The sequence below is a fragment of the Paenibacillus nitricinens genome, from assembly GCF_052056485.1.
GTDB classification, from domain to species: Bacteria; Bacillota; Bacilli; order Paenibacillales; family Paenibacillaceae; genus Paenibacillus_AQ; species Paenibacillus_AQ nitricinens.
This window is the reverse complement of record NZ_CP183948.1, coordinates 1999677-2020022: the sequence shown is the minus strand read 5'-3', so window position 1 is coordinate 2020022 and position 20346 is coordinate 1999677. Positions and strand designations below refer to the sequence as shown.

Here is a 20346-nt window from a genome sequence, read left to right as displayed (position 1 = left end):
TCATAAAGTTCATTGATATATGAATAATAGTAACGTTACAACTTCCCTCAGAATACCCGCTTCTGATTCCGGTCATCAATAATAATCTGCACGGCTTCTTTAAACCGAATCGCATGGATGATCTCCCGCTCCCGCAGGAACTTGAGGCTATCCTGCAGATCCACATCATCTGTCATGTCAATCAGCCACTGATATGTAGCCCGGGCCTTTTCTTCCGCAGCAATGTCCTCATACAAATCTGCCAGTGGGTCACCCTTAGCTTGAATATAAGCCGTCGTAAACGGTACGCCTGAGGCATTATTATAGAACAGGGCATGATCATGCGCGGCAAAATGAGGACCTAATCCAGCTTCCTCTAATTCGCATACCGACGCGTCCTTTGTCAGCTTGTAGATCATGGTAGCAATCATTTCGAGGTGGGCGAATTCTTCTGTAGAAATATCGTTCAAAACGCCAATAACTTTATCCGGTATCGTGTATCTTTGATTCATATAGCGCAGGGCTGCGGCCAGCTCGCCGTCTGCTCCTCCGTATTGCTCACTTAAATAACGCGCCATCCGGATATCACATTTGCCGACCCGTACCGGATATTGCAGCTTCTTCTCATATATCCACATTCGGGAACTTCCCCTCCTCTAGAAACTTAGTTCTTTACAGTACACGCTTCTTATACCTGCCAAGGCCAAGGCGTCTGATTCCATTCCCACGGACATTTCGAATAAGCGCGGCCAAAATTCTGCAGCGGACCATATAATTCCTGAAATTGATTCGCTAGCTTGGTACGTTCCTGAGTCAGCTGATTAAATTGTTCAATACTTCTCAAATCATCAGGATGAGTATTTAGATATAAGTTCAACTCCACTAAGGCAAAGTCAAGTGTCTGCAGCTGCTCAAGCAATTCATAATAACGTTGATCGCAAGGATTTGCCTCCATAATCTATTTTCCTCCTCCTTTGCACTTGGATTCATACGGACTGTAAAATGCTGGCCATAACGTGCCATACCTTAGAGCCTCCTGCAAACTAAACTGAGGTAAATCTGGCGGCTGAAAATTAACAAATTGATTGGGTGGAACTACATAAGTCTTAAACGGCACCGGCGGGCAAGGATCAAATGGGCCCCTAAAGGGGGTGTACCTCCGTACCTGTGATTCCATCTTTTAGTACCTCCTTTGTTCCTGTTCCTTTTTTGAAGACTCTGAACATAGCTTCCTTAGCTAACTTATGACAGCAGAACACAATATAAAACGTTATTTACAAAAAAAGCTCCCAGGCTTGTACTTTTCGTGTAATTACACGACAAATAAGCTGCCTTCGGAAAAGTACCGAAAACAGCTTGTAACTTGGATCATATTGAGTATTAAGATCAAGGCTTCACTTTTTCGGACGAATCTTCGTGGGTAATCTCAAGGATATCCAACATAAATACAAAGATGGGAATGCCAAGAAGAAGTCCCCACACACCTATATAATGCTCAGAAAACAACAACACGATAAAGGTGTAGAACATCGGCAAATTCATTTTTGTAGACATCAACTTAGGATTCAAGAAATAGCCTTCGATAAAATGCAATACCGCAATAATCCCCAGCACATAAGTGACTGTTGTCAGACCACCGATGTTGTAGCCGATGATTAAGAGCGGAATGAGCGAAATCAAAAAACCAACCACCGGAATGAGACTGAGCAGAAAAATCAAGATCGAAAGGGCAAATAAATATGGGAAGTTAAGCAGCCACAAGCCAATCACAGTAAGACAGGTGTTGAACATGGCAATGAGAATTTGTGCTTCAATTACTTTCCCAAAGGAAACGATGAATTTTCGGCTGAAATACTCCAAATCTATATAAAACCAGGCAATCCGGCTCTCTCTCATCCTAGAAGTGAAACTGACGACCCGGTTCTTCTCCAGAATAAACACAAAACTTAGAATGGTCGATATAACAAATGTCGCACCCCAGTTGCTAACCTTCAGCACATAATCGATACCTCTTTTGATGTAGGACTGATAGTTAAGGTCCCTGAACATATCATACAAATACAATGTAATCTTGTTCTGCGGAAGATCTTCTGATTTGAGATTGGTAAGGAAGATGGTTAATTGCTTAATCTGTTCCAATACTTTAGGGAGATATTTAGCAAGGGCCAGTACAATCACTGCGATTAAAGCGAGGTATAAAATGACAATAATCACCTTACTGTTAACCTTCATAAATTTACCGATTTGTTTACTAAGCAATGTCTGAAAGCTGTTCATGACAAAAGCAATCAAAAACGTCAGCAACACCAGATTAAGCATTCCTCGAATACTGAACAGCAGCAACCCGATAAGTGCGAGAATAAAAAAACGCCTGGTGGTTATATTCGCGTAGAATCGCTTCAATACATTCATAGATCTTGCTCCATTCAATTGCGATTAATATTGCTGATCATCCATTGGCTATAAAAAGGAAAACCTTGCCCCCACAAAAAAGCCGATGGAAACAAAAAGGAGTGACCAGGTTAGGGCTCCTGCAGTCGTTATGAGTATATATTTTTTGAAAGACATCGCACTGATTCCTGAGATATAGCTTGATACATGCCTCAGACCGGGAATGAAATAGGCAATGAAAATCGCCCAGTTGCCGAACCGCAAAAACCATCTTTTCATACTGGCAAAACGCTTGGGTGTAAGTCCAACCCACTTGCCGAATTTTTCTACCACAGGTTGCCCTAGTCTTAAACCAATGGTATAGCTGATAAGCATTCCTGTGATAGATCCCATGAAACAAACCAATACAGAAAGTGAAAAGTCCAAAACCATAACGGATGATAAATAGCCTACAAACAGCATTAACACCTCATCCGGTACAGGAAGTCCGATAATCCCAAGTGCCATAAGGGCAAATATGGCTAAATATCCGTACTGCGAAATGATCTCAATAATCCAAGGCATGGGTGTATCACTTCCTGTTGAAGGATTTTTTAAGTGACGGAAATGGGATACGACTGACCATCATTACGGACAGTATTGCCATTAATACGATGACTAGTCCTGGTTTCATTCGTTCATCTAGTAAAGAAATCATCGACAGAATGACTCCAGCAGCAGTAATGGGCATCCCCACGAACCCTTTGGAAGGCGCTGACAGATTAAATCTGGCCAAACGAAGTGCCCCACAGATCAAAAAGAAAACTGAAGCTGCAGGTCCAATCCAGTGAGCATCTTCTAACCTATACAATAAGATAAGGAAGGTTGGCGCTAAACCAAATGATATAATATCCGCCAATGAGTCCAATTGTTTACCGAATTCACTGGTACATTGCAGTATTCTTGCCAGTAATCCATCGAGTACATCGCATATTGCCGCAAACAATATCATTAATAAAGCCAGGCTGTATCGTTCTTGAACCGTGAAATACAAAGATAGTGATCCAAGCCCCAAGTTTCCAAGTGTGCACATTGAAGGCAACCAATTCAATTTCATACGGTTTCACCCCTTTCATTGTAGTATTTTTTGTAGATCCGTTTAACCTTCAAAGGTCACAGTAAAGCTGACGCCGTTCTCCGTATTTTTCACTGTATAAAGACAAGCGTGCATATCTAGTATTCGCTTCGCAATGGAAAGCCCCAGACCTGTACCACCCGTCATTCGACTGCGAGACGGCTCAGACCGATAGAACCGTTCCCAAATTTGCTCCAGCTGATCTTCGGGGATAGATTCTCCTATATTTTGAACAGTGAATACAATAGTCTGGGCATGACTCTCAATATTGACAGTGATAGAACTTCTTTCTTCCGCATGTCTGATAGCATTGGTCATAAAATTCAGCACAACTTGTTCGATCCAGTTCATATCAGCATATATTGGTAATTCGTTCGCAGGAATAATGATGACCTCCAAATGTTTTTCACTCAGCAAGTGAACCAGCTTGTCCGTCACCTTTTCCGTCAGTTCACTTAACATGAAGGAAGTTTTCCGAAGTTTAATCGTGCCCGACTCCAACCGAGCTAGATCTAGCATGTTTTTAACAAGAAACTCCATTTTATCTGCTTCCTCAATAATCACCTTAATGTAGTGATCCTGCTTTCCGGCGCTAACACCGTCTTCTAATCCCTCCGCAAAACCTTTGATAATACTGAGCGGTGTCTTCAATTCATGGGAGGCATTGGCAAAAAAGTCCTGCTGCATGATCTCCATTCTTTGTTTCTGCTCCATATCCTCAACCAGCTGCTGGTTGGCCTCTCTTAACTCTCGTAAAGCAGAATCCAGACTTAGTGATAAAGTAAACATGCTATTAGAAAGACTGCCTAGCTCATCCTTCTGCCGAATCGATGTATCCCCTGTAAAGTCCAGAGAAACCATCCGTTTGGCTATGTTGTTTAACTTAATTAGCGGACGCGTGACCATTTTCGAAAAAAAGAGAGAAAGAACCAAAATCAGAACAATACCGCCTATTCCCAGATATAAAAAGAACCAACGCAACGCCTCGTTCGAATCCTTGACTTCCTGTAATGAGGTAACTGTGAATAGTAGTTCAATTTCTCCGTTGCTTTGCTTAAGGGGCATGATAATCACAGAATTACGACTCCCACTCCAGGGAGCAATCCAGTCTTGCTTCTGCAATTTCAAATTTTTGAAGTCGTCTATCTGCGCCGGCGTCAAAGGAAACCATTCCTCTAGAGCCTCAAACAGTATGCCTTGGCGTGGATTCCATATTTTCATATCAGGCAGTACAATTTCTGCAACTGTACCAGATGCATGAATCATCCCGGTTTCTTCCGTCTCCCCTATTGTCCCGCTCCCTTTTTTTGTAATACTTATAGGGTAGAGTATAACGGGTGAAGAACTGTCTTCATCCAGAAGTTCACCTTCAACGCTCAACTGATCATCTACTTTTATGTTTGCTGCTCTAAGCGCATCCCCGTACTGATTCATGAATAGGGATAAAGAAACAACCATACTCTTTCCATCATCATCAATTAACTTTATATGAAATGGATCTTCCGAATTCATTTTTCCATCCAGCTTCAAAATAACCATTTGTGTTTTATTCCGCAGCATAAACCGAACGAGCTCCTGGGAGGTTCGAGTGCTTCCCCACGGCTCGCTTATATATCTTGCAGCAAAGCTCTTAAGATGTTTCTCCACGCGGTTCTCTTTTTGTTTTTGGTAGAAATTATCAAACAATAGCGTTTGGCTTAGAATGACCATCCCATAAAAGCAGAGGAAAAAGATAACAGTCATCACAAACAGTTTAAAGGTAATTCCGCGTCTTCTCATGCCTCTTCCTCAAACATGTACCCTGTGCCAATCACCGTACGAATAAACCGAGATTCATAACCTAATTTACTTCGCAGCTTTTTGATATGACTATCCACAACTCTGGAATCTCCTTCAAATTCAATTCCCCAGATCCGACTAAGGATTGTATCCCTTGAAATGACAATCCCTTTATTTCGTATTAAAAGCCATAAAAGATCGTATTCCTTAGGGGTAAGCTCCACTTCTGCATCTTCTACCTCTAACCGATGAGCTAAGGTGTTAAACATCGCGGAACCAAATTTTATTATGCTGGATTCAGGCTGATGGGTGCCTTCAACACGCTTCATAAGTGCATTTGCCCGGGCTACCAGTACCTTTGGACTAAATGGCTTTGTAACATAATCATCCGCACCTAATTCAAATCCATAGATCTTGTCTTCATCTGTGGACTTGGCAGTTAACAATATGATTGGTATCGCTGATTTCTCACGAACTTCTCGGCACACTTCAAAACCATTCATGGCAGGCATCATGATATCCAAAATCAGCAGATCCGGCAGCAGTGAGTCAAACCAAATCAATGCATCTTTTCCATTATCCGCTTCGAGCACTTCCCAATCATTCTGTATGAAATAATCAGACACCAGTTCACGAATACGAATTTCATCCTCAACGAGAAGAAGCTTCTTTTTCAATCTAGACCCCGCTTTCAAATCATTTATAAACATTAGCATAGTCGAACGCTATGTCCTTTATGTGTCCACAAAAAACTCCCCCTGTCATGAGCCATGCAGCTCTAGCAGGAGGAGTTCATTTTATCCCTGATCACCCGGAACAATACGTACTATTTTCAATAGGTTAATCTTTATCCTCGTCTTGTTCTGAAGAGGTTTCTTCATCCTCCACACGCGGTTCGTGATGAATATTAATTCTAGTAATCCGTAGTCTTGTCGATTCCTCTACTTCAAAAACAACATCTTCAACTTTAACTCGTTTACCCTTACTTGGATTACCTTCCAGCTCCTTAAACAACCAGCCACCTATGGAATCCACTTCATCATCTTCGATCACTACACCTGTAAGATCGTTGACATCTTCAATCAACATCCGGCCCTCAACGGAAATATACTCTCCATTACGTTCCACACTTGGACGCTCATCTTCGAACTCGTCATGAAGATCGCCTACGATTTCTTCCAGAATTTCTTCTGCTGTCAGTAGCCCGGCTGTACCGCCGTATTCATCAACAACTAGCGTTAGCTGAGCTTTATTCTTCTGCATAAATCGCAGTGTGTGGCTAATCTCCATCGATTCCGGTACGTTAAGGATCGGTCGAACCAAAGTCGTAAGATCATTCTGCTGCTCAGGTGGAGCAAACAACAGGTCGGTAATATGAATAAAACCGATAATACGGTCCTTATCTTCAAAGGCAACCGGATAACGTGAATGTCTCGTTTCGGTAATGATCTTCATGTTTTCTTCGAGCGAAAGATTACTGTACAGCACATCCATGTCCGTACGCGGCATCATAACTTCACGTGCGAGCAGATCAGAGAATTCAAAGATATTATCCATCAGCTTCATCTCATCTTTATCAATGACACCACTCTTAGCACTCTGATTCATCAGGATACGAATTTCCTCTTCTGAGTGGGCGGCTTCTCCCTCATTCGCAGGCTCAACACCCACTAAGCGAAGCAATGCGTTCGCCGATGCATTCAGTACCCAGATAAAAGGCATGAACAGATTATAGAAGAACATCAGAGGTGCCGAGAGCAATAGCGCTGACCCTTCTGTTCTTTGAATTGCAAGGGATTTCGGTGCAAGCTCACCAAGTACAATATGTAAAAATGTAATAATTGAAAACCCAATAACAACAGAAACGGTAGAAATCAGAGTACCATCGGTAATTCCCATCTTATACATTAACGGTTCAACGAGCAGCTCAGAAATGGCCGGCTCACCGACCCAACCTAACCCCAATGAGGCAAGTGTTATCCCGAATTGGGTGGCAGATAAGTAAGAATCCAGTTTCTTATTGACCTTGAGTGCATATCCAGCCATTTTATTACCTTCACTGACAAGTTGGGTCAGACGAGACTGTCTGACCTTAACTAATGAGAACTCCGCTGCTACAAAAATACCGTTCAATAATACGAGCACCAGAACAAGCAAAAGATTAAGCATTAATCTCCCAACTTCAAATTCCGTATGCACCACGTTAACAACGCCTCATTTCTACAGATTGATCGCTTTTCTAGTTTTGAAGTCCACTTCCGGATAATACATATCCGCTACTAACAGGTTAGGTCCGCAACAACCAGCTGCATCGCAGTGACAGTTTACCTTCTGGTTCAGCGGATGCTTCGTCTGCCAATCGATAAATATATCATCCAATTTTTGGTTATCTATGTTACCAAAGGCTGCGATATCCGCGAAATCTGTAACAAAAACATCTCCAGTAAACATATTTACGTTCACACGATTCCGACCATCCGGATCATTACGAAGCGTAACATTCTTCTCTGCACGCATTCTACTTAGCAACTTCTGATCTTCTTCCAGGAAGCTACATGCAAAAAACGGAAGCGTGCCGAACAGCATCCATACCTCTGGATCACGCTGGTCCAGTAACGAATGGATCGCAGTCCGCATTTCATTTAAGGACAACACTGGCAGTGCGGAAGCAAAGCTTGAATTGTACATCGGATGAACCTCATGTCGTTTTGCTCCCATGTCAAGAATCAGCTTATGAATTTCAGGCAGCTTAGTGTGGGTACGGTAATTAATCATAGTTTCCGCAGAAATTAACATACCATCCTCACTTAACTGACGAGAGTTCTCAATCATTGTATTATATAACCGGTAAGCGGCTTCCTTGGCAACCGCATGACCACTGTTCGCAAAACCGACTTCATGAAAATCATCACCGTTCACATAATTAAATGAAATATGCATAACGTCCAGATAAGGAAGCAGCTTCTCATATCGGGAATATGGCATTGTCAGATTAGAATTAATTTGTGATCTGATTCCCCGCTCCTTGGCGTACTTCAACAATGGCACAATGATATTATCTACTGTTCCGGCGCGGAACATAGGCTCTCCGCCTGTAATACTAATGGTCTCCAGATGTTCAACTTCCTCTAAACGGTCTAGCATATTCTTAAGGGGTAGCATATCCCCTTCTCTAGAGGTTAGACTATCACCTACAGCACAGTGCTCGCATCGCATATTGCATAAATTGGTTACAGTGAATTCCACACTCGTTAGCACATGGCGGCCATGCTTACGTAGAGAAGTGATTGGATCCCATGGATCGTAACTTGGCGACAGCTCCCTCGGTGAAGATATTAATGGTCTTAAAACATTCATTTGTACTAGCTCCTTTAAATCTTATTCCTATTATTAACCCAAAATCATGAAGAAAGAACGATGACTTACCCTATATCATACCACGTTAGTCAAAAAAACTGCACTTTGGATGTCTTTCTGGCCGTCTTTACTTACCTTACATTTCAAAAAAATAAAAGCAGCGAGACGAAAAATAGGCTTCCGACATCTCTTCGGACAAGCCTAATCTTCTCTCCACGCTGCTATAAATAATCAATTTTGCGTTTCCAAAGAACCGCCTTGTTCTGCGACGTCAATAATAACAACGGAGAGGGCTTTACTAAGATCTCGTTCAAATGGTACGACTTTCTCTCCTTCAGCACCCGTAAGCACACGTATGGTGGGCCTGTGAGGCGTACTTGGATCTATTTTGACCACAACCCCGCTCTCACCCGTACTAAGCTTCACCGTAAGTCCCAGCGGATAGATAGCTACGCGATCTCTAAACAACTCTAAATGCTTCTGCTCATACAAAGTACCGGAACCAACATAGAGGGCCTCAACGGCTTGATGTGGCAGCATAGCCTTTTTGTAGACTCTATTGGAGGTCATGGCATCGTAGGAGTCCGCTATACCCAGCCACTTGGCATATTCATGGATTTGGGGTCCTGTTAATCCCCGAGGATATCCGGAACCGTCGATACGTTCATGATGCTGCAAGGCACAATGTGCTGCGAGCAGCGGGATATTCGGTTCCTCCTTTAGAATCTGAAACCCGATTTCGGTATGAGCCTGCATGTGGCGGAATTCTTCATCACTGAGCCTGCCGGGTTTCTGTACGATTTTTATCGGAATTTGTGTCTTCCCAATATCATGCAGCAGCGCGCCAAGCCCAATCACTCGAAGTTCCTCTTTGCTATACCCGTGAGCTATACCAAGCACTAAAGTGTACAAGCAGACATTCAGGGAATGGACATATAAATAGTTATCAGCAGTGTGCATATCCATCAGCATGATCATCGGATCTTCTTGCAAAGACATATCATCTAAAATATTATCCATGATCTTAGAAAATTTTTTGTCCAGATGATACAGACCCTTGGTAATTCCTGAAGCCCCAGACATATGCTGAAATTGATTACGAATCACCTTTAGGGCCTGATTGCGCGTCTCATCCTGTAGAATACTAGTAATCACAATATCGTCTGTGACAGAATCCTCTATGTAGATATAGCCGATGTCAATCCTTGCAAGACGCTTGATCAATGCATCCGTAAGCTCCACCCCATCCGCGAGTAGAGTTAGACCTTCATCATTATATATTTTTTTACCTAATTTCATGCCTGCTTGAAGCTGATTCACGGATACTAAACGCACTAAACTCACTCCTGCCTTTAACGGTAAAATACTATTCTGTATTGAAATCCTTGGGCAACACGCTTTGTCTATACCGTTTTGATGGACATTCAGACAGGTGTACCTTTAAGAAAATCAGATGTGTCTAGGTATATGCCAATGGACATTAACGCATAATAAACAACCAGAATACAGCAGCAAGTATGAATCGATAGATCGCGAAATGCGTTAATCTAATTTTCTGAATCAATTTCATAAACAAAATGACTACTATATACGCCACTACAAAAGAAATCAAAAATCCAATTACAAAATAACCAATCGACTCACTTGTGAAATCTTTATACGAATCCAGCAGTTCATATCCGGAAGCCGCACACATGATAGGAATCGCTATGAGGAAGGAAAAATCCGCAGAGGCCTTATAGCTGACCCCGCTTAACATCCCTCCAGAAATCGTAGACCCGGAGCGGGAGAAGCCAGGCCAGAGGACCGAAATAATCTGATACAATCCAATCGCCAACGCCTGTCCGTAAGACAAATCATCCAGTTCGTGAGCAGTAATCCGTATTTTGCGTCTGTTCACCCATTCTGCTACAATCATTAGAATCCCTCCGGCCACAAGCGCCCAGAGCACAGTGGAAGCACCAAAGAGACTTTTGATAAAATCACGGGCAAAAAATGCCACAGCAAGCGCTGGGGCAATCCCAAGAATCACATGAATTAAATTCAGACGGGCTGCCGGCATAACGCCTCCTCTGCCCGAACTACTACGTCCTATCCCTAGCAAATTAAGCACACGCTTGCGGTAAACAAGTGCAATCGCCAAAATCGCCCCTAGTTGAATTACAATTTCATAAGTCTTCATAATCGAATCTTGCTCAGCGAAACCCAATAGCTTCGTAGTCAAGATCATGTGCCCGGTCGAAGATACAGGAATAAATTCAGTGATCCCTTCGACAATTGCTAGAATAATAGCGGTAATCGTGTCCATAACTGTCCTCCTATTTTTGGAAATCTAGCACTGTTAGATCGAGCCTATAAGTGTAGATTATGAGCTGTTGGCCTTATTCAGACTTAGCCTCCCAGCGAGTAAGCAAGCATTCATCGAGGCTGTTTGGACGCTGTAACTCCATCCGCAAGAGATCGCGCAAAAAATGTGGTAATAGAAACAAAGCATCCTTCCCATTCGCGATCGTCTCATAGCCAGCCCTGAAAGTAAACATGTCCAGCGTACCAACATTATACTCTCTTTCATCCTCCAGTGGGTTTCCTTCGACAAAAACTGCAACACTCTTATCATACGGTATCTTTAGTGGGTCGTACAAGATTTTTAATCCATCTACTGCCAAACTGCCCAGATGAATCCCGCGGAAACCGTACCCGTAGATGACCTTATTATAAAATTCCTCTGTAAGGCTCTGTTCCAAAGCTGTGCGAATATCTTTACCCTTTAGCTTAATTATGCAAGTATTGATGGGAGAAGGACAAAGTGCGTGTAGCATCCCTGTCGTAACCTCGCCTTCCGGCAATGGTCCTAGCAGTTGACCCGTGTTAACTAATGACAAACTAGTTCCTGTAAATCTACGTACTGCTTGTGCCAGAAGATTGCCAAAAGGAGACTCTCCCTGCAAATCCAAAGGAAGCTCACGATCTGTAATCGCTACTACTGTCTGAAGAGATTCACGACCATGCTCCAAATGAATTGCGACGGCAGGACCTACAATCCCTTCCTTAAGTAAGGGGTCAATTGAAATACATCCACCTGTAACCAGGTAGAATTCAGCTTGTTCATCTCTCCGCTCAAATTGCAACTTCCCGAGATAACGCCCGAATTTCCCCGCTCCGCATACCGCTGTTCCGTTAATCATGAGCGGCTCTTCCAGCAAATGATGCGTATGTCCACCAAGAATGGCATGTACGCCCTCTAACCGTTCTGCCAGAATTTTATCCGTAGGAAGTCCGAGATGAGATAGAACGATTAAAATATCCACCTGTGGCGCTAAAAGTTGGCATTGTTCCCGGAGCGCAGTCTCAGGATCTAAAGCATCCCAGCCCAAAAGGGAATAGAACGAAGTAAATGCCGCTGTTGCTCCGGTCACTCCAATTCTAACTCCATCCTTCTCCAAGATCGCATGACACTTCATCCAGCTTGGTGGCTTTCCTGTCGAAGACTCTACAAAATTACAACAAACTACCGGACACTGTAACCCGGCAAAAATAGATGACAACATTTCCTGTGAGAACGTAAGTCCCTCATTATTGCCAATGGTTACAGCATCATATCCTGTTAAGTTTAATACGTCGATGTTAGCCTGACCCATAGTGCCTTCTGTTTCAACAGCTGCACGATCCATATGATCACCAATATCCAGCAGCAGTACAGGCTCTTCTCCCGCTGCAGCCCTTTGTGCGAATATTTCCGCTGCCATCGGACTTACCATTTCAAAATGGCTATGTATATCATTGGTATGAAGTATGGTCAGTCTTTGCGGCACATGCCCCATAAGCAACATTCCTCCTACCCTTGAGCTGCTCTTTAATGAAGCAGTCGGTGCGTGATCTTATAGAGCCTAGCATAACATTTTCAGACACATTATGGTATATTGAAGACATCAGATCATACATCAGAGGAGAATAAAAATGCATATTACTATCCGACTATTCGCGGGTCTGGCTGAGACAATCGGCTCTTCTTCTCTGTCCTTCCAAGCGACTGAGATTCCCTTAACAGCTGGCAAGCTGAAGGAGCTTCTATCTGCCTCTTATCCGAACGCAGCATCCCAAATTGGGGCTTCTTTAATTGCCATTGACCAAGAATATGCTCCTGATGATTCTATCATCACAGCGTCTTCCGAAGTCGCACTTATTCCTCCAGTTTCCGGGGGGGAGAATGGCACTATATATGAAACTTCTACTAATGGTCTCTACAGTATATCGGACCAGCCTTTAAATGCAGAGAAGCTTCTAAATGCTGTTCTTGACGTCGATCACGGAGCATCCTTAGTATTTATCGGCACTACACGTGAAATGACCGGTGAACAACGTACAACCGCACTTCATTATGAAGCCTATATTCCTATGGCCTTAAGTAAACTAGAGGAGATTGGTAAAGAGGTCAAGAACCGCTGGAGCGCAAACTGCGCCATATCTCACCGCATTGGGCATGTAGGTTTAAAGGAAGCAAGTGTTATCATTGCCATCTCCACACCCCATCGCGATACCTGTTACGAAGCCAGCCGCTTTGCCATTGAACGATTGAAACAGACGGTTCCCGTTTGGAAAAAAGACATTAATGAATCGGGCCAACATTGGGTGAACTCTGATCAAAAAGCTATCGATATAACCTCCAAATAATCTTTTCTCCTTTTTGATTGAAAAATCTGAACTTTGTTGATATTCTGGATAAAATCGGATAAAAGGTGGCATAGGCATTGAGAGTACACGTCTCGGATCTAAAACCTGGTAATCACCTTAACGCGGACGCGTATAGTTCTAGGGGTTTACATGTATTACCAAAAGGATCGCTGCTCCAAATAAATGATATTGCCAAGCTGATGCAGCTCGGAGTTGATTATGTTGATATCGAGACGTTAGAGGAAGAGGTATCACCCCTCAGCAGACCTTCAATTATTCAAACGGTGACCACTAGTTTTGATACCATGATTGACGGCTTCGAGTCTCTTTATATGGAAGCGTTATTAAAAGGAAGCTTCAACCAATCCGTGGTAAACGACATTCTTCAGCCTTCGCTTCAAACTTTGGACAAGCATAAAGATGTAGTGTCCCTCCTGCTTTTGCTAGATCGGGAAGATAACTATACCTACAATCACTCCCTTCAGGTAGGCATGCTCTCTTATTATATTGCGATATGGCTTGGTTATTCCAAACAAGAATGCTATGAAATTGGTCGTGCAGGATATTTGATTGATATTGGAAAATGTCGGATTTCACCCTCTCTCTTGAATAAACCAGGCAAGCTAACGCCAGATGAGTTCGAGGAAATCAAACTACATACAAAGTACGGCTACGAAATTATACGGAATTCCATGGACGATTCTTACACAGCTTTGGCTGCTCTCCAACATCATGAACGTGAGGACGGCTCTGGCTATCCGAGCGGTCTAACCAAAGCCGATATTCATCCTTATGCACAAATCGCAGCTGTAGCTGACATCTATAGTGCGATGACTTCTAAACGAGTCTATCAGTCGAAGCAAGAGCTTATTTCCGTCCTGCGTGAAATAAACAATCTAAGCTTCGGTAAACTGAATGCTAGAACGGTTCAAGCGTTTATCCAGCATTTAATGCCCAATTTCATCGGCAAGCGTGTGTTGCTGGACACAGGTGATATTGGCGTGATTATTATGAACAATATGGTCGATATTTTCCGTCCACTGGTAAAGATTGACGGAATGTTCGTGGATCTTTCCCGCGAACGGAACGTTGCCATTGTAGAAATTTATATGGACTAGGGCGCTTTGATCCCCCGTTTTCTTTAGGGGGATTTTTTCTGTCATCACATTTGATGATTGGAGTACAAATTTTTTGGCGAGACTAATATGTGGCTTAACTATTTCCAGGAGGTAAAATGTATGCTTCCAGTCCATGAACGTCTTGCCGAGCTATTCACTCTAAGTCGTCTACGTCAGCTTACAGCCTCCGAAGAAACGGAACAACAGCAATGCCTTCAGGTGAATGCTACTTACTGCTTCGAGATGGCTCGGCTACAAAATGAAATACTGTTAGCGGAACAAACAACGGATACACAGTGGCATCAGGATATTTGTGCCCAAATGTTTGAGTTACGTGTAACGGGTAGATTGCCTAAACGCCCGAAATAATTGGATGTACGATATAAAACAGCCCACTCCTCAGTTGCTTTCGCAAAGGGAATGGGCTGTTGTTCTTTGCTATAGAAAGCGGAACTGCGCTTCTATTAAACCGTTATACACACCATCACGTGATGTCAGTTCCCGGTGGGTTCCTTCTTCTTTAATCTCACCATGGTCCAGAACGACTATTTTATCCGCATGGCGAATGGTAGATAGTCTATGAGCGACGATAAAGGAGGTCCGGCCCTGAAGTAAGATTTTGAGTGCCTCTTGAATCTTCAGCTCCGTTTCTGTATCAATACTTGCCGTAGCTTCATCAAGGATCAGAATCCGTGGATTCGCCAATAGTGCACGGGCAAAGGAGAGCAGCTGACGCTGTCCCATGGACAAGGCACTACCACGCTCTTCTACCTCTGTCTCATACCCGCCAGGAAGCTTCATAATAAAGTCATGGGCGTCTACGGCTTTCGCAGCATTTTCCACTTCTTCATCGGTAGCATCCAGTCGGCCAAATCGGATATTATCGCGAATCGTTCCTGAGAAGATGAAGGTGTCCTGCAGCACGATTCCGATCTGCCTTCTCAGACTATCTAGTGTAACTTCACGGATATCTTCACCGTCAATCGTAATTCTTCCGCTCTTAATATCATAGAACCGGCCAATCAGATTAATAATTGTACTTTTCCCTGAGCCAGTATGACCCACCAGCGCGATCGATTGCCCAGCTTTTACATCCAGATCGATGCCTTTTAAAGCCGCCCGACCTTTTTCATATTCAAAAACAACTTTATTAAAGGTAATATCTCCACGAATCATCCCTAGTGGTTTAGCCCCTGGATTATCTTGAACCGAAGGCTGCTCATCCAAATATTCAAAGATCCGTTCTGAGGAAGCCATCGCTACCAGGAGCTGGTTATACATCTGCCCCAGACGGTTGATCGGGTCCCAGAAGTTGCTGACATAAGAACTGAACGCTACCAGCAAACCGACAGTAAGCTCGCCAGATTGGATGAGATACGCTCCTAGCCAAAAGAGGATCATCGTTCCAAAACCACCAGTGATCTCGATCATCGGCCCGAAAGCTTGGTTCATCGCAGATGCTTTATTCCAGGACTTTTTGCTGTCTGTATTCATAAAATCGAAATAATTCATGTTTTCACGTTCTTGTGTATAGGCCTGTGTGACTCTGATCCCCTGAATCGATTCGTTTAAGTGAGAATTAATTCTAGAGTTCTTCATCCGCACATCCTGCCAAGCGATCCGAATCTTCTGACGCAGCTTAGTAGAAATAAAGAACATGATCGGAACCGTAACCATTACTGCAAGACCAAGTTTCCAGTTGATCAATAACAGAATAATGGTAATCCCCAAAAGCTGTACACAGTCAATCATCAGATTGACTACCCCGTTCGTGAACAAATCCTGCAGTGAGTTGATATCATTCGTTACACGTACTAATACCGAGCCTGCCGGGCGTTTATCGAAGAAGTTAAAAGAGAGCTTCTGAATATGCTTGAACAAGTCAGAACGCAAGTCATAAATGACTCTTTGTCCAATGATGTTCGTGTACTTAATCCGGTACACACCTGCAATCCATTGAATGAGATATAAGACAATGACACCTGCCGTAAGCGAATAAAGAAGTGTTAAGCTTGGATTCCCAACCTTAGGCGCTATAGCACGGTCGATAGCTAAACTTGTCAAGAAAGGAACGGTCAGCTTCGTAATGGTTCCCAGAATCATCATGATAGATACCAGTGGAAGCATCTGTTTGGCGTAAGGCTTCATATAGCTGAATAATCTGGTGAACTGCTTCCAGTCAAACGCTTTGTCGATAACATCATCGTCTTTGTACACGAAACGTTCATCAAGTGTCTTCTGCTCGGCTGCTTTACGCTTTGCTACCGTAGCGGTGTTCTGTTTGGCTTCAAGTTTCATATGCCTCACTCCTCCCCTCTTCCGGTAGCTCTGGCCAGATAGTCAGCATATTGTATCCGGTATACATCTTGGTATGGGCCCGGAACCTCAATTAGCTCCTGATGAGTACCACGCTGCTGAACATGACCTTCGTTCATGACAATGATCTGATCCGCATGTCGCAAGGAGGATATCCGATGGGCAATTATAAGTGTTGTACGCCCATTCATGACCTCCTGGAATCCTGCTTGAATCTCATGTTCCGTTTCCATATCGACCGCACTAGTCGCATCGTCGAGGATGAGAATACGCGGATTCTTAAGCAGGGCTCTTGCGATCGCAATCCGCTGCTTTTGTCCGCCAGAGAGCCCCATCCCGCGTTCACCCACTACAGTGTCATAGCCGTCTGCCATCTCCATGATGAAATCATGCGCCTTTGCCAGCTGTGCAGCACGGATAATCTCCTCCATGCTTACATTTTTCAAGCCATATGAGATATTGTTGCGGATGGATGAGGAGAACAGGAATGTTTCCTGGAATACGGTGGCAATCTGTGACCGCAGACTGCGCACACTATATTCTCTAATATCAATGCCATCCAGCGTAATACTCCCTTCATTTACATCATAAGCACGCATCATCAGTTGAGTAATAGTGGATTTACCTGAACCTGTGCCTCCAAGAAATCCGATAATTTCACCTGATTTGGCTTCAAAATGGATGTCAGTAACAGCAGGCATTTTGTTCCCGTACGCAAAGGTGACATGATTAAAGGCAACGTCCCCTTTAACCTCGGAAGGCACCAGTTCACGGGCATCCTCTATATCCTTCACATCAATTTTTTGATTAAGTACTTCAAGTACACGTTCTCCCGAAGCTTTGGACTGTGTATAGTTATTAATATGAAAGCCTAGCCCCCATACCGGTCCAATGATGTACCAAATCAAACTGAAGAAGGCGACCAATTCCCCTAGTGACATTTTCCCGTTAATGACAAGTGTACCACCCACGCCTAACAGGATAGCTATACTCACCGATGCTAAAAGCTCCATGACAGGAAAGAACTTACTCCAGAGCTCTGCGGCAAAAATCTGATTATTCTTATAACGTTCATTACGGTGTGAGAATTTCTCAACTTCGTGAGCCTCTCTAGCAAACGATTTGACAGTTCGCACACCCGTGATATTCTCCTGTACAGCCGTTGTCAGAGAACTCAGCGCAAGGCGCATCTCTTGGAAGGCCGGATGAATCTTGGACTCAAATCTTAAAGCTACTGCTGCCAGAAATGGCATAGTAATCAAAGTAACCAATGTTAGCTGCCAATTAATGGTGAACATCATAATAGAACCAAAGAACACCATAAAAAACACATTTAGCAACTGAGCAAAACCAAAACCGATAAAGTTCCGAATCGCTTCCAAATCCCCGGTCAGCCGGGACATCAGATCTCCTGTTTTCGCGGTATCATAATAACGGAAAGATAGAAATTGCAATTTCTCATAACAAGCGTTACGTAGCCGATATGCTAGAAAATTACCTAACCGCCCTCCGTAAAAACCATGTGCAAATTGCAGGCATGCTTTTACGATTACTACAGCTAACACACTGAGAGCCAACACAGGCACCTCTTTAAACTTGAGTGGAACAATTACTTCATCGATCAGCTTCCTTAACAAATTGGGGGTAATTAGCCCCACTGCAGTTGCGGCGGCCAAGCATACAATCGAAAGAATTAAATAATGCAGCTTCTCTCGGTAATAGCCTCGCAGTTGCCTGAGAACATCCATATCTCTCCTCCTTAAAGCTTTACGAAGTAAAGCTGACCTTCGTAAGCATAGACTTAGCTTTACTTCGTAAAGCTATTTTTTAGCGCTTTCAATTTAGTGACTTTAAGCAGTGTATCATCCCTAATTTAAAGCGGCAAAGGGTAGAATTGAGCGTTTATCCTGTTATTTCGGAAAAAAGACCCATATATAGGTGATAAACGACCATCATTGTCTTAAAATACTCGAGTTTCCTCCTTAATGCTGTTGAATTAAGAAACATCATAATCCTTAATGTGACCGCCTCCTCCAAAAAAAACTTTTATCATGCTTTTTTGCATAAAATTTGGATTTTAGGCCTCTCAAATGAAAACCTCACTTCAATTTCCAATAAAAAAATACGTATTCGAGTGACTTGAGCATAAAAGCATCAAGATCACTGCGAATACGTATTTTGTATTACTTATTAGAGTGAAGCCGGAACCTTGATAAATCAAGGTTAACCGATACTTCCTTCCATTTCGAATTTGATCAAACGGTTCATTTCGACTGCATATTCCATCGGCAGTTCTTTGGTGAACGGTTCGATGAAGCCCATAACGATCATTTGAGTTGCCTCAGCTTCTGTTAGGCCGCGGCTCATTAGATAGAACAGCTGCTCCTCAGAAACTTTGGATACCGTTGCTTCGTGCTCAAGAACGATGTTATCGTTCATGATTTCATTGTAAGGAATCGTATCCGAAGTGGATTCGTTATCCAAAATGAGTGTATCACATTTGATGTTCGATTTCGCACCTTCTGCCTGACGGCCGAAGGAAGCAAGACCACGATAAGTCACTTTACCGCCGTGCTTACTAATTGATTTCGATACAATGGTGGAAGTTGTGTCTGGAGCCAAATGGATCATCTTGGCGCCTGCATCCTGATGCTGGCCTTTACCCGCTACCGCGATGGACAGCACTGAACCTTTAGCTCCACGGCCTTTAAGAACAACCGCAGGGTATTTCATAGTCAACTTGGAACCGATGTTGCCATCGACCCATTCCATCGTAGCATTCTCTTCTGCAACCGCACGTTTAGTAACGAGGTTGTAGATGTTTGGAGCCCAGTTCTGAATCGTAGTATAACGCACGCGTGAGTTCTTCATACACAAGATTTCAACAACCGCACTATGCAGAGAATTCGTGCTATAGATTGGCGCTGTACAACCTTCTACATAATGCACGAAGCTGTCTTCGTCAGCGAGGATCAAGGTACGCTCAAATTGTCCCATGTTCTCGGAGTTAATACGGAAGTAAGCCTGCAAAGGAACTTCACATTTCACACCTTTAGGAACGTAGATGAAGCTTCCGCCTGACCAAACTGCACTGTTAAGTGCTGCAAATTTATTATCGGTTGGAGGGATGATCGTCCCGAAGAACTTCTTAAGAAGTTCTGGATGTTCACGCAGTGCAGTATCGGTATCTGTAAAAATAACCCCTTGATCTTCAAGGCTCTTCTGCATGCTGTGGTATACAACCTCAGATTCATATTGTGCCGAGACGCCGGCGAGGAACTTCTGTTCCGCTTCAGGAATACCCAGCTTATCAAAGGTTTCCTTGATTTCGGAAGGAACTTCTTCCCAAGTCTTCCCTTGTTTCTCGGAAGGTCTTACATAATATTGAATATCCTCAAAATCTAAATCGTCCATATTGCCGCCCCATGTAGGCATTGGCATTTTACGGAACTGTTCAAGGGATTTTAAGCGGAAATCAAGCATCCACTGTGGTTCATTTTTGATTGCTGAAATTTCTTTAACAATTTCGGCCGTCAAACCTTTACCAGACTGGAATATCGACTTATGCTCATCACGGAACCCGTACTGGTATTCTTCCATATCAGGCGCTTTCTTAGCCAT

At 43.3% G+C, this 20346-nt stretch carries 19 protein-coding genes; 3 read left to right on the top strand and 16 right to left on the bottom strand.

Annotation, left to right across the window (positions count from 1 at the left end; all coding sequences use genetic code 11):
• Nucleotides 1–47 precede the first annotated feature (47 nt).
• From ACN6KS_RS08790 to ACN6KS_RS08730, 13 genes are all read right to left on the bottom strand, one after another.
• The gene (locus ACN6KS_RS08790) at nucleotides 48–617 is read right to left on the bottom strand and encodes a manganese catalase family protein (RefSeq protein WP_042186391.1); all 570 of its coding nucleotides are present in this window, start codon (nucleotides 615–617) and stop codon (nucleotides 48–50) included.
• A gap of 50 nt (nucleotides 618–667) precedes the next feature.
• Nucleotides 668–934: a spore coat protein CotJB gene (locus ACN6KS_RS08785; RefSeq protein WP_094870385.1), complete on the bottom strand. Its 267-nt coding sequence runs from the start codon at nucleotides 932–934 to the stop codon at nucleotides 668–670.
• A gap of 3 nt (nucleotides 935–937) precedes the next feature.
• Nucleotides 938–1156, bottom strand: a complete 219-nt coding sequence (locus tag ACN6KS_RS08780) for a spore coat associated protein CotJA (RefSeq protein WP_094870384.1) — start codon at nucleotides 1154–1156, stop codon at nucleotides 938–940.
• A gap of 209 nt (nucleotides 1157–1365) precedes the next feature.
• On the bottom strand, nucleotides 1366–2391 hold the full coding sequence (locus tag ACN6KS_RS08775; RefSeq protein WP_440961810.1) for an AI-2E family transporter: 1026 nt from the start codon (nucleotides 2389–2391) through the stop codon (nucleotides 1366–1368).
• Nucleotides 2392–2439: 48 nt separating this feature from the next.
• Nucleotides 2440–2934: a DedA family protein gene (locus tag ACN6KS_RS08770; RefSeq protein WP_094870382.1), complete on the bottom strand. Its 495-nt coding sequence runs from the start codon at nucleotides 2932–2934 to the stop codon at nucleotides 2440–2442.
• A gap of 7 nt (nucleotides 2935–2941) precedes the next feature.
• Nucleotides 2942–3466, bottom strand: a complete 525-nt coding sequence (gene pssA, locus ACN6KS_RS08765) for a CDP-diacylglycerol--serine O-phosphatidyltransferase (protein ID WP_094870381.1) — start codon at nucleotides 3464–3466, stop codon at nucleotides 2942–2944.
• Between the two features lie 42 nt (nucleotides 3467–3508).
• The gene (locus tag ACN6KS_RS08760) at nucleotides 3509–5263 is read right to left on the bottom strand and encodes a sensor histidine kinase (RefSeq protein WP_094876197.1); all 1755 of its coding nucleotides are present in this window, start codon (nucleotides 5261–5263) and stop codon (nucleotides 3509–3511) included.
• Nucleotides 5260–5940, bottom strand: a complete 681-nt coding sequence (locus tag ACN6KS_RS08755) for a response regulator transcription factor (RefSeq protein ID WP_042125880.1) — start codon at nucleotides 5938–5940, stop codon at nucleotides 5260–5262. Before ACN6KS_RS08755 ends, ACN6KS_RS08760 begins: the two co-directional genes overlap by 4 nt.
• Nucleotides 5941–6103: 163 nt before the next feature.
• The gene (locus ACN6KS_RS08750) at nucleotides 6104–7432 is read right to left on the bottom strand and encodes a hemolysin family protein (protein WP_094870414.1); all 1329 of its coding nucleotides are present in this window, start codon (nucleotides 7430–7432) and stop codon (nucleotides 6104–6106) included.
• A 51-nt stretch (nucleotides 7433–7483) separates the two neighbouring features.
• Nucleotides 7484–8620 (bottom strand): radical SAM/CxCxxxxC motif protein YfkAB, encoded by a 1137-nt coding sequence (gene yfkAB, locus ACN6KS_RS08745; protein ID WP_440961809.1) that lies wholly within the window; start codon nucleotides 8618–8620, stop codon nucleotides 7484–7486.
• Between the two features lie 231 nt (nucleotides 8621–8851).
• Nucleotides 8852–9955 carry an HD-GYP domain-containing protein gene (locus ACN6KS_RS08740; protein WP_094870378.1) on the bottom strand — a complete coding sequence of 368 codons (1104 nt, stop codon included), beginning with the start codon at nucleotides 9953–9955 and terminating at the stop codon, nucleotides 8852–8854.
• A 145-nt stretch (nucleotides 9956–10100) separates the two neighbouring features.
• Nucleotides 10101–10928: an undecaprenyl-diphosphate phosphatase gene (locus ACN6KS_RS08735; RefSeq protein WP_440961808.1), complete on the bottom strand. Its 828-nt coding sequence runs from the start codon at nucleotides 10926–10928 to the stop codon at nucleotides 10101–10103.
• Between the two features lie 73 nt (nucleotides 10929–11001).
• Nucleotides 11002–12441 carry a bifunctional metallophosphatase/5'-nucleotidase gene (locus ACN6KS_RS08730; RefSeq protein ID WP_440961807.1) on the bottom strand — a complete coding sequence of 480 codons (1440 nt, stop codon included), beginning with the start codon at nucleotides 12439–12441 and terminating at the stop codon, nucleotides 11002–11004.
• Between the two features lie 136 nt (nucleotides 12442–12577).
• On the opposite strand from ACN6KS_RS08730, the gene ACN6KS_RS08725 reads away from it, so the two are divergent.
• The 3 genes from ACN6KS_RS08725 to ACN6KS_RS08715 all read left to right on the top strand — a co-directional run bounded on the left by ACN6KS_RS08725 (nucleotide 12578) and on the right by ACN6KS_RS08715 (nucleotide 14778).
• Nucleotides 12578–13291 carry a molybdenum cofactor biosynthesis protein gene (locus ACN6KS_RS08725; RefSeq protein WP_440961806.1) on the top strand — a complete coding sequence of 238 codons (714 nt, stop codon included), beginning with the start codon at nucleotides 12578–12580 and terminating at the stop codon, nucleotides 13289–13291.
• Nucleotides 13292–13368: 77 nt separating this feature from the next.
• Entirely contained in the window at nucleotides 13369–14409 is a 1041-nt protein-coding gene (locus tag ACN6KS_RS08720; protein ID WP_094870374.1) for an HD-GYP domain-containing protein, read from the top strand.
• A 120-nt stretch (nucleotides 14410–14529) separates the two neighbouring features.
• On the top strand, nucleotides 14530–14778 hold the full coding sequence (locus ACN6KS_RS08715; protein ID WP_094870373.1) for a DUF7667 family protein: 249 nt from the start codon (nucleotides 14530–14532) through the stop codon (nucleotides 14776–14778).
• A 69-nt stretch (nucleotides 14779–14847) separates the two neighbouring features.
• Here ACN6KS_RS08715 and ACN6KS_RS08710 read toward each other — a convergent pair whose 3' ends face one another.
• From ACN6KS_RS08710 to sufB, 3 genes are all read right to left on the bottom strand, one after another.
• Complete coding sequence (locus ACN6KS_RS08710; RefSeq protein WP_094870372.1) at nucleotides 14848–16707, bottom strand: ABC transporter ATP-binding protein; 1860 nt, start codon at nucleotides 16705–16707, stop codon at nucleotides 14848–14850.
• A gap of 5 nt (nucleotides 16708–16712) precedes the next feature.
• A complete protein-coding gene (locus ACN6KS_RS08705; RefSeq protein WP_094870371.1) occupies nucleotides 16713–18473 on the bottom strand; it encodes an ABC transporter ATP-binding protein in 1761 nt (586 codons plus the stop codon).
• Nucleotides 18474–18948: 475 nt separating this feature from the next.
• Entirely contained in the window at nucleotides 18949–20346 is a 1398-nt protein-coding gene (sufB, locus tag ACN6KS_RS08700) for a Fe-S cluster assembly protein SufB (RefSeq protein ID WP_042186357.1), read from the bottom strand.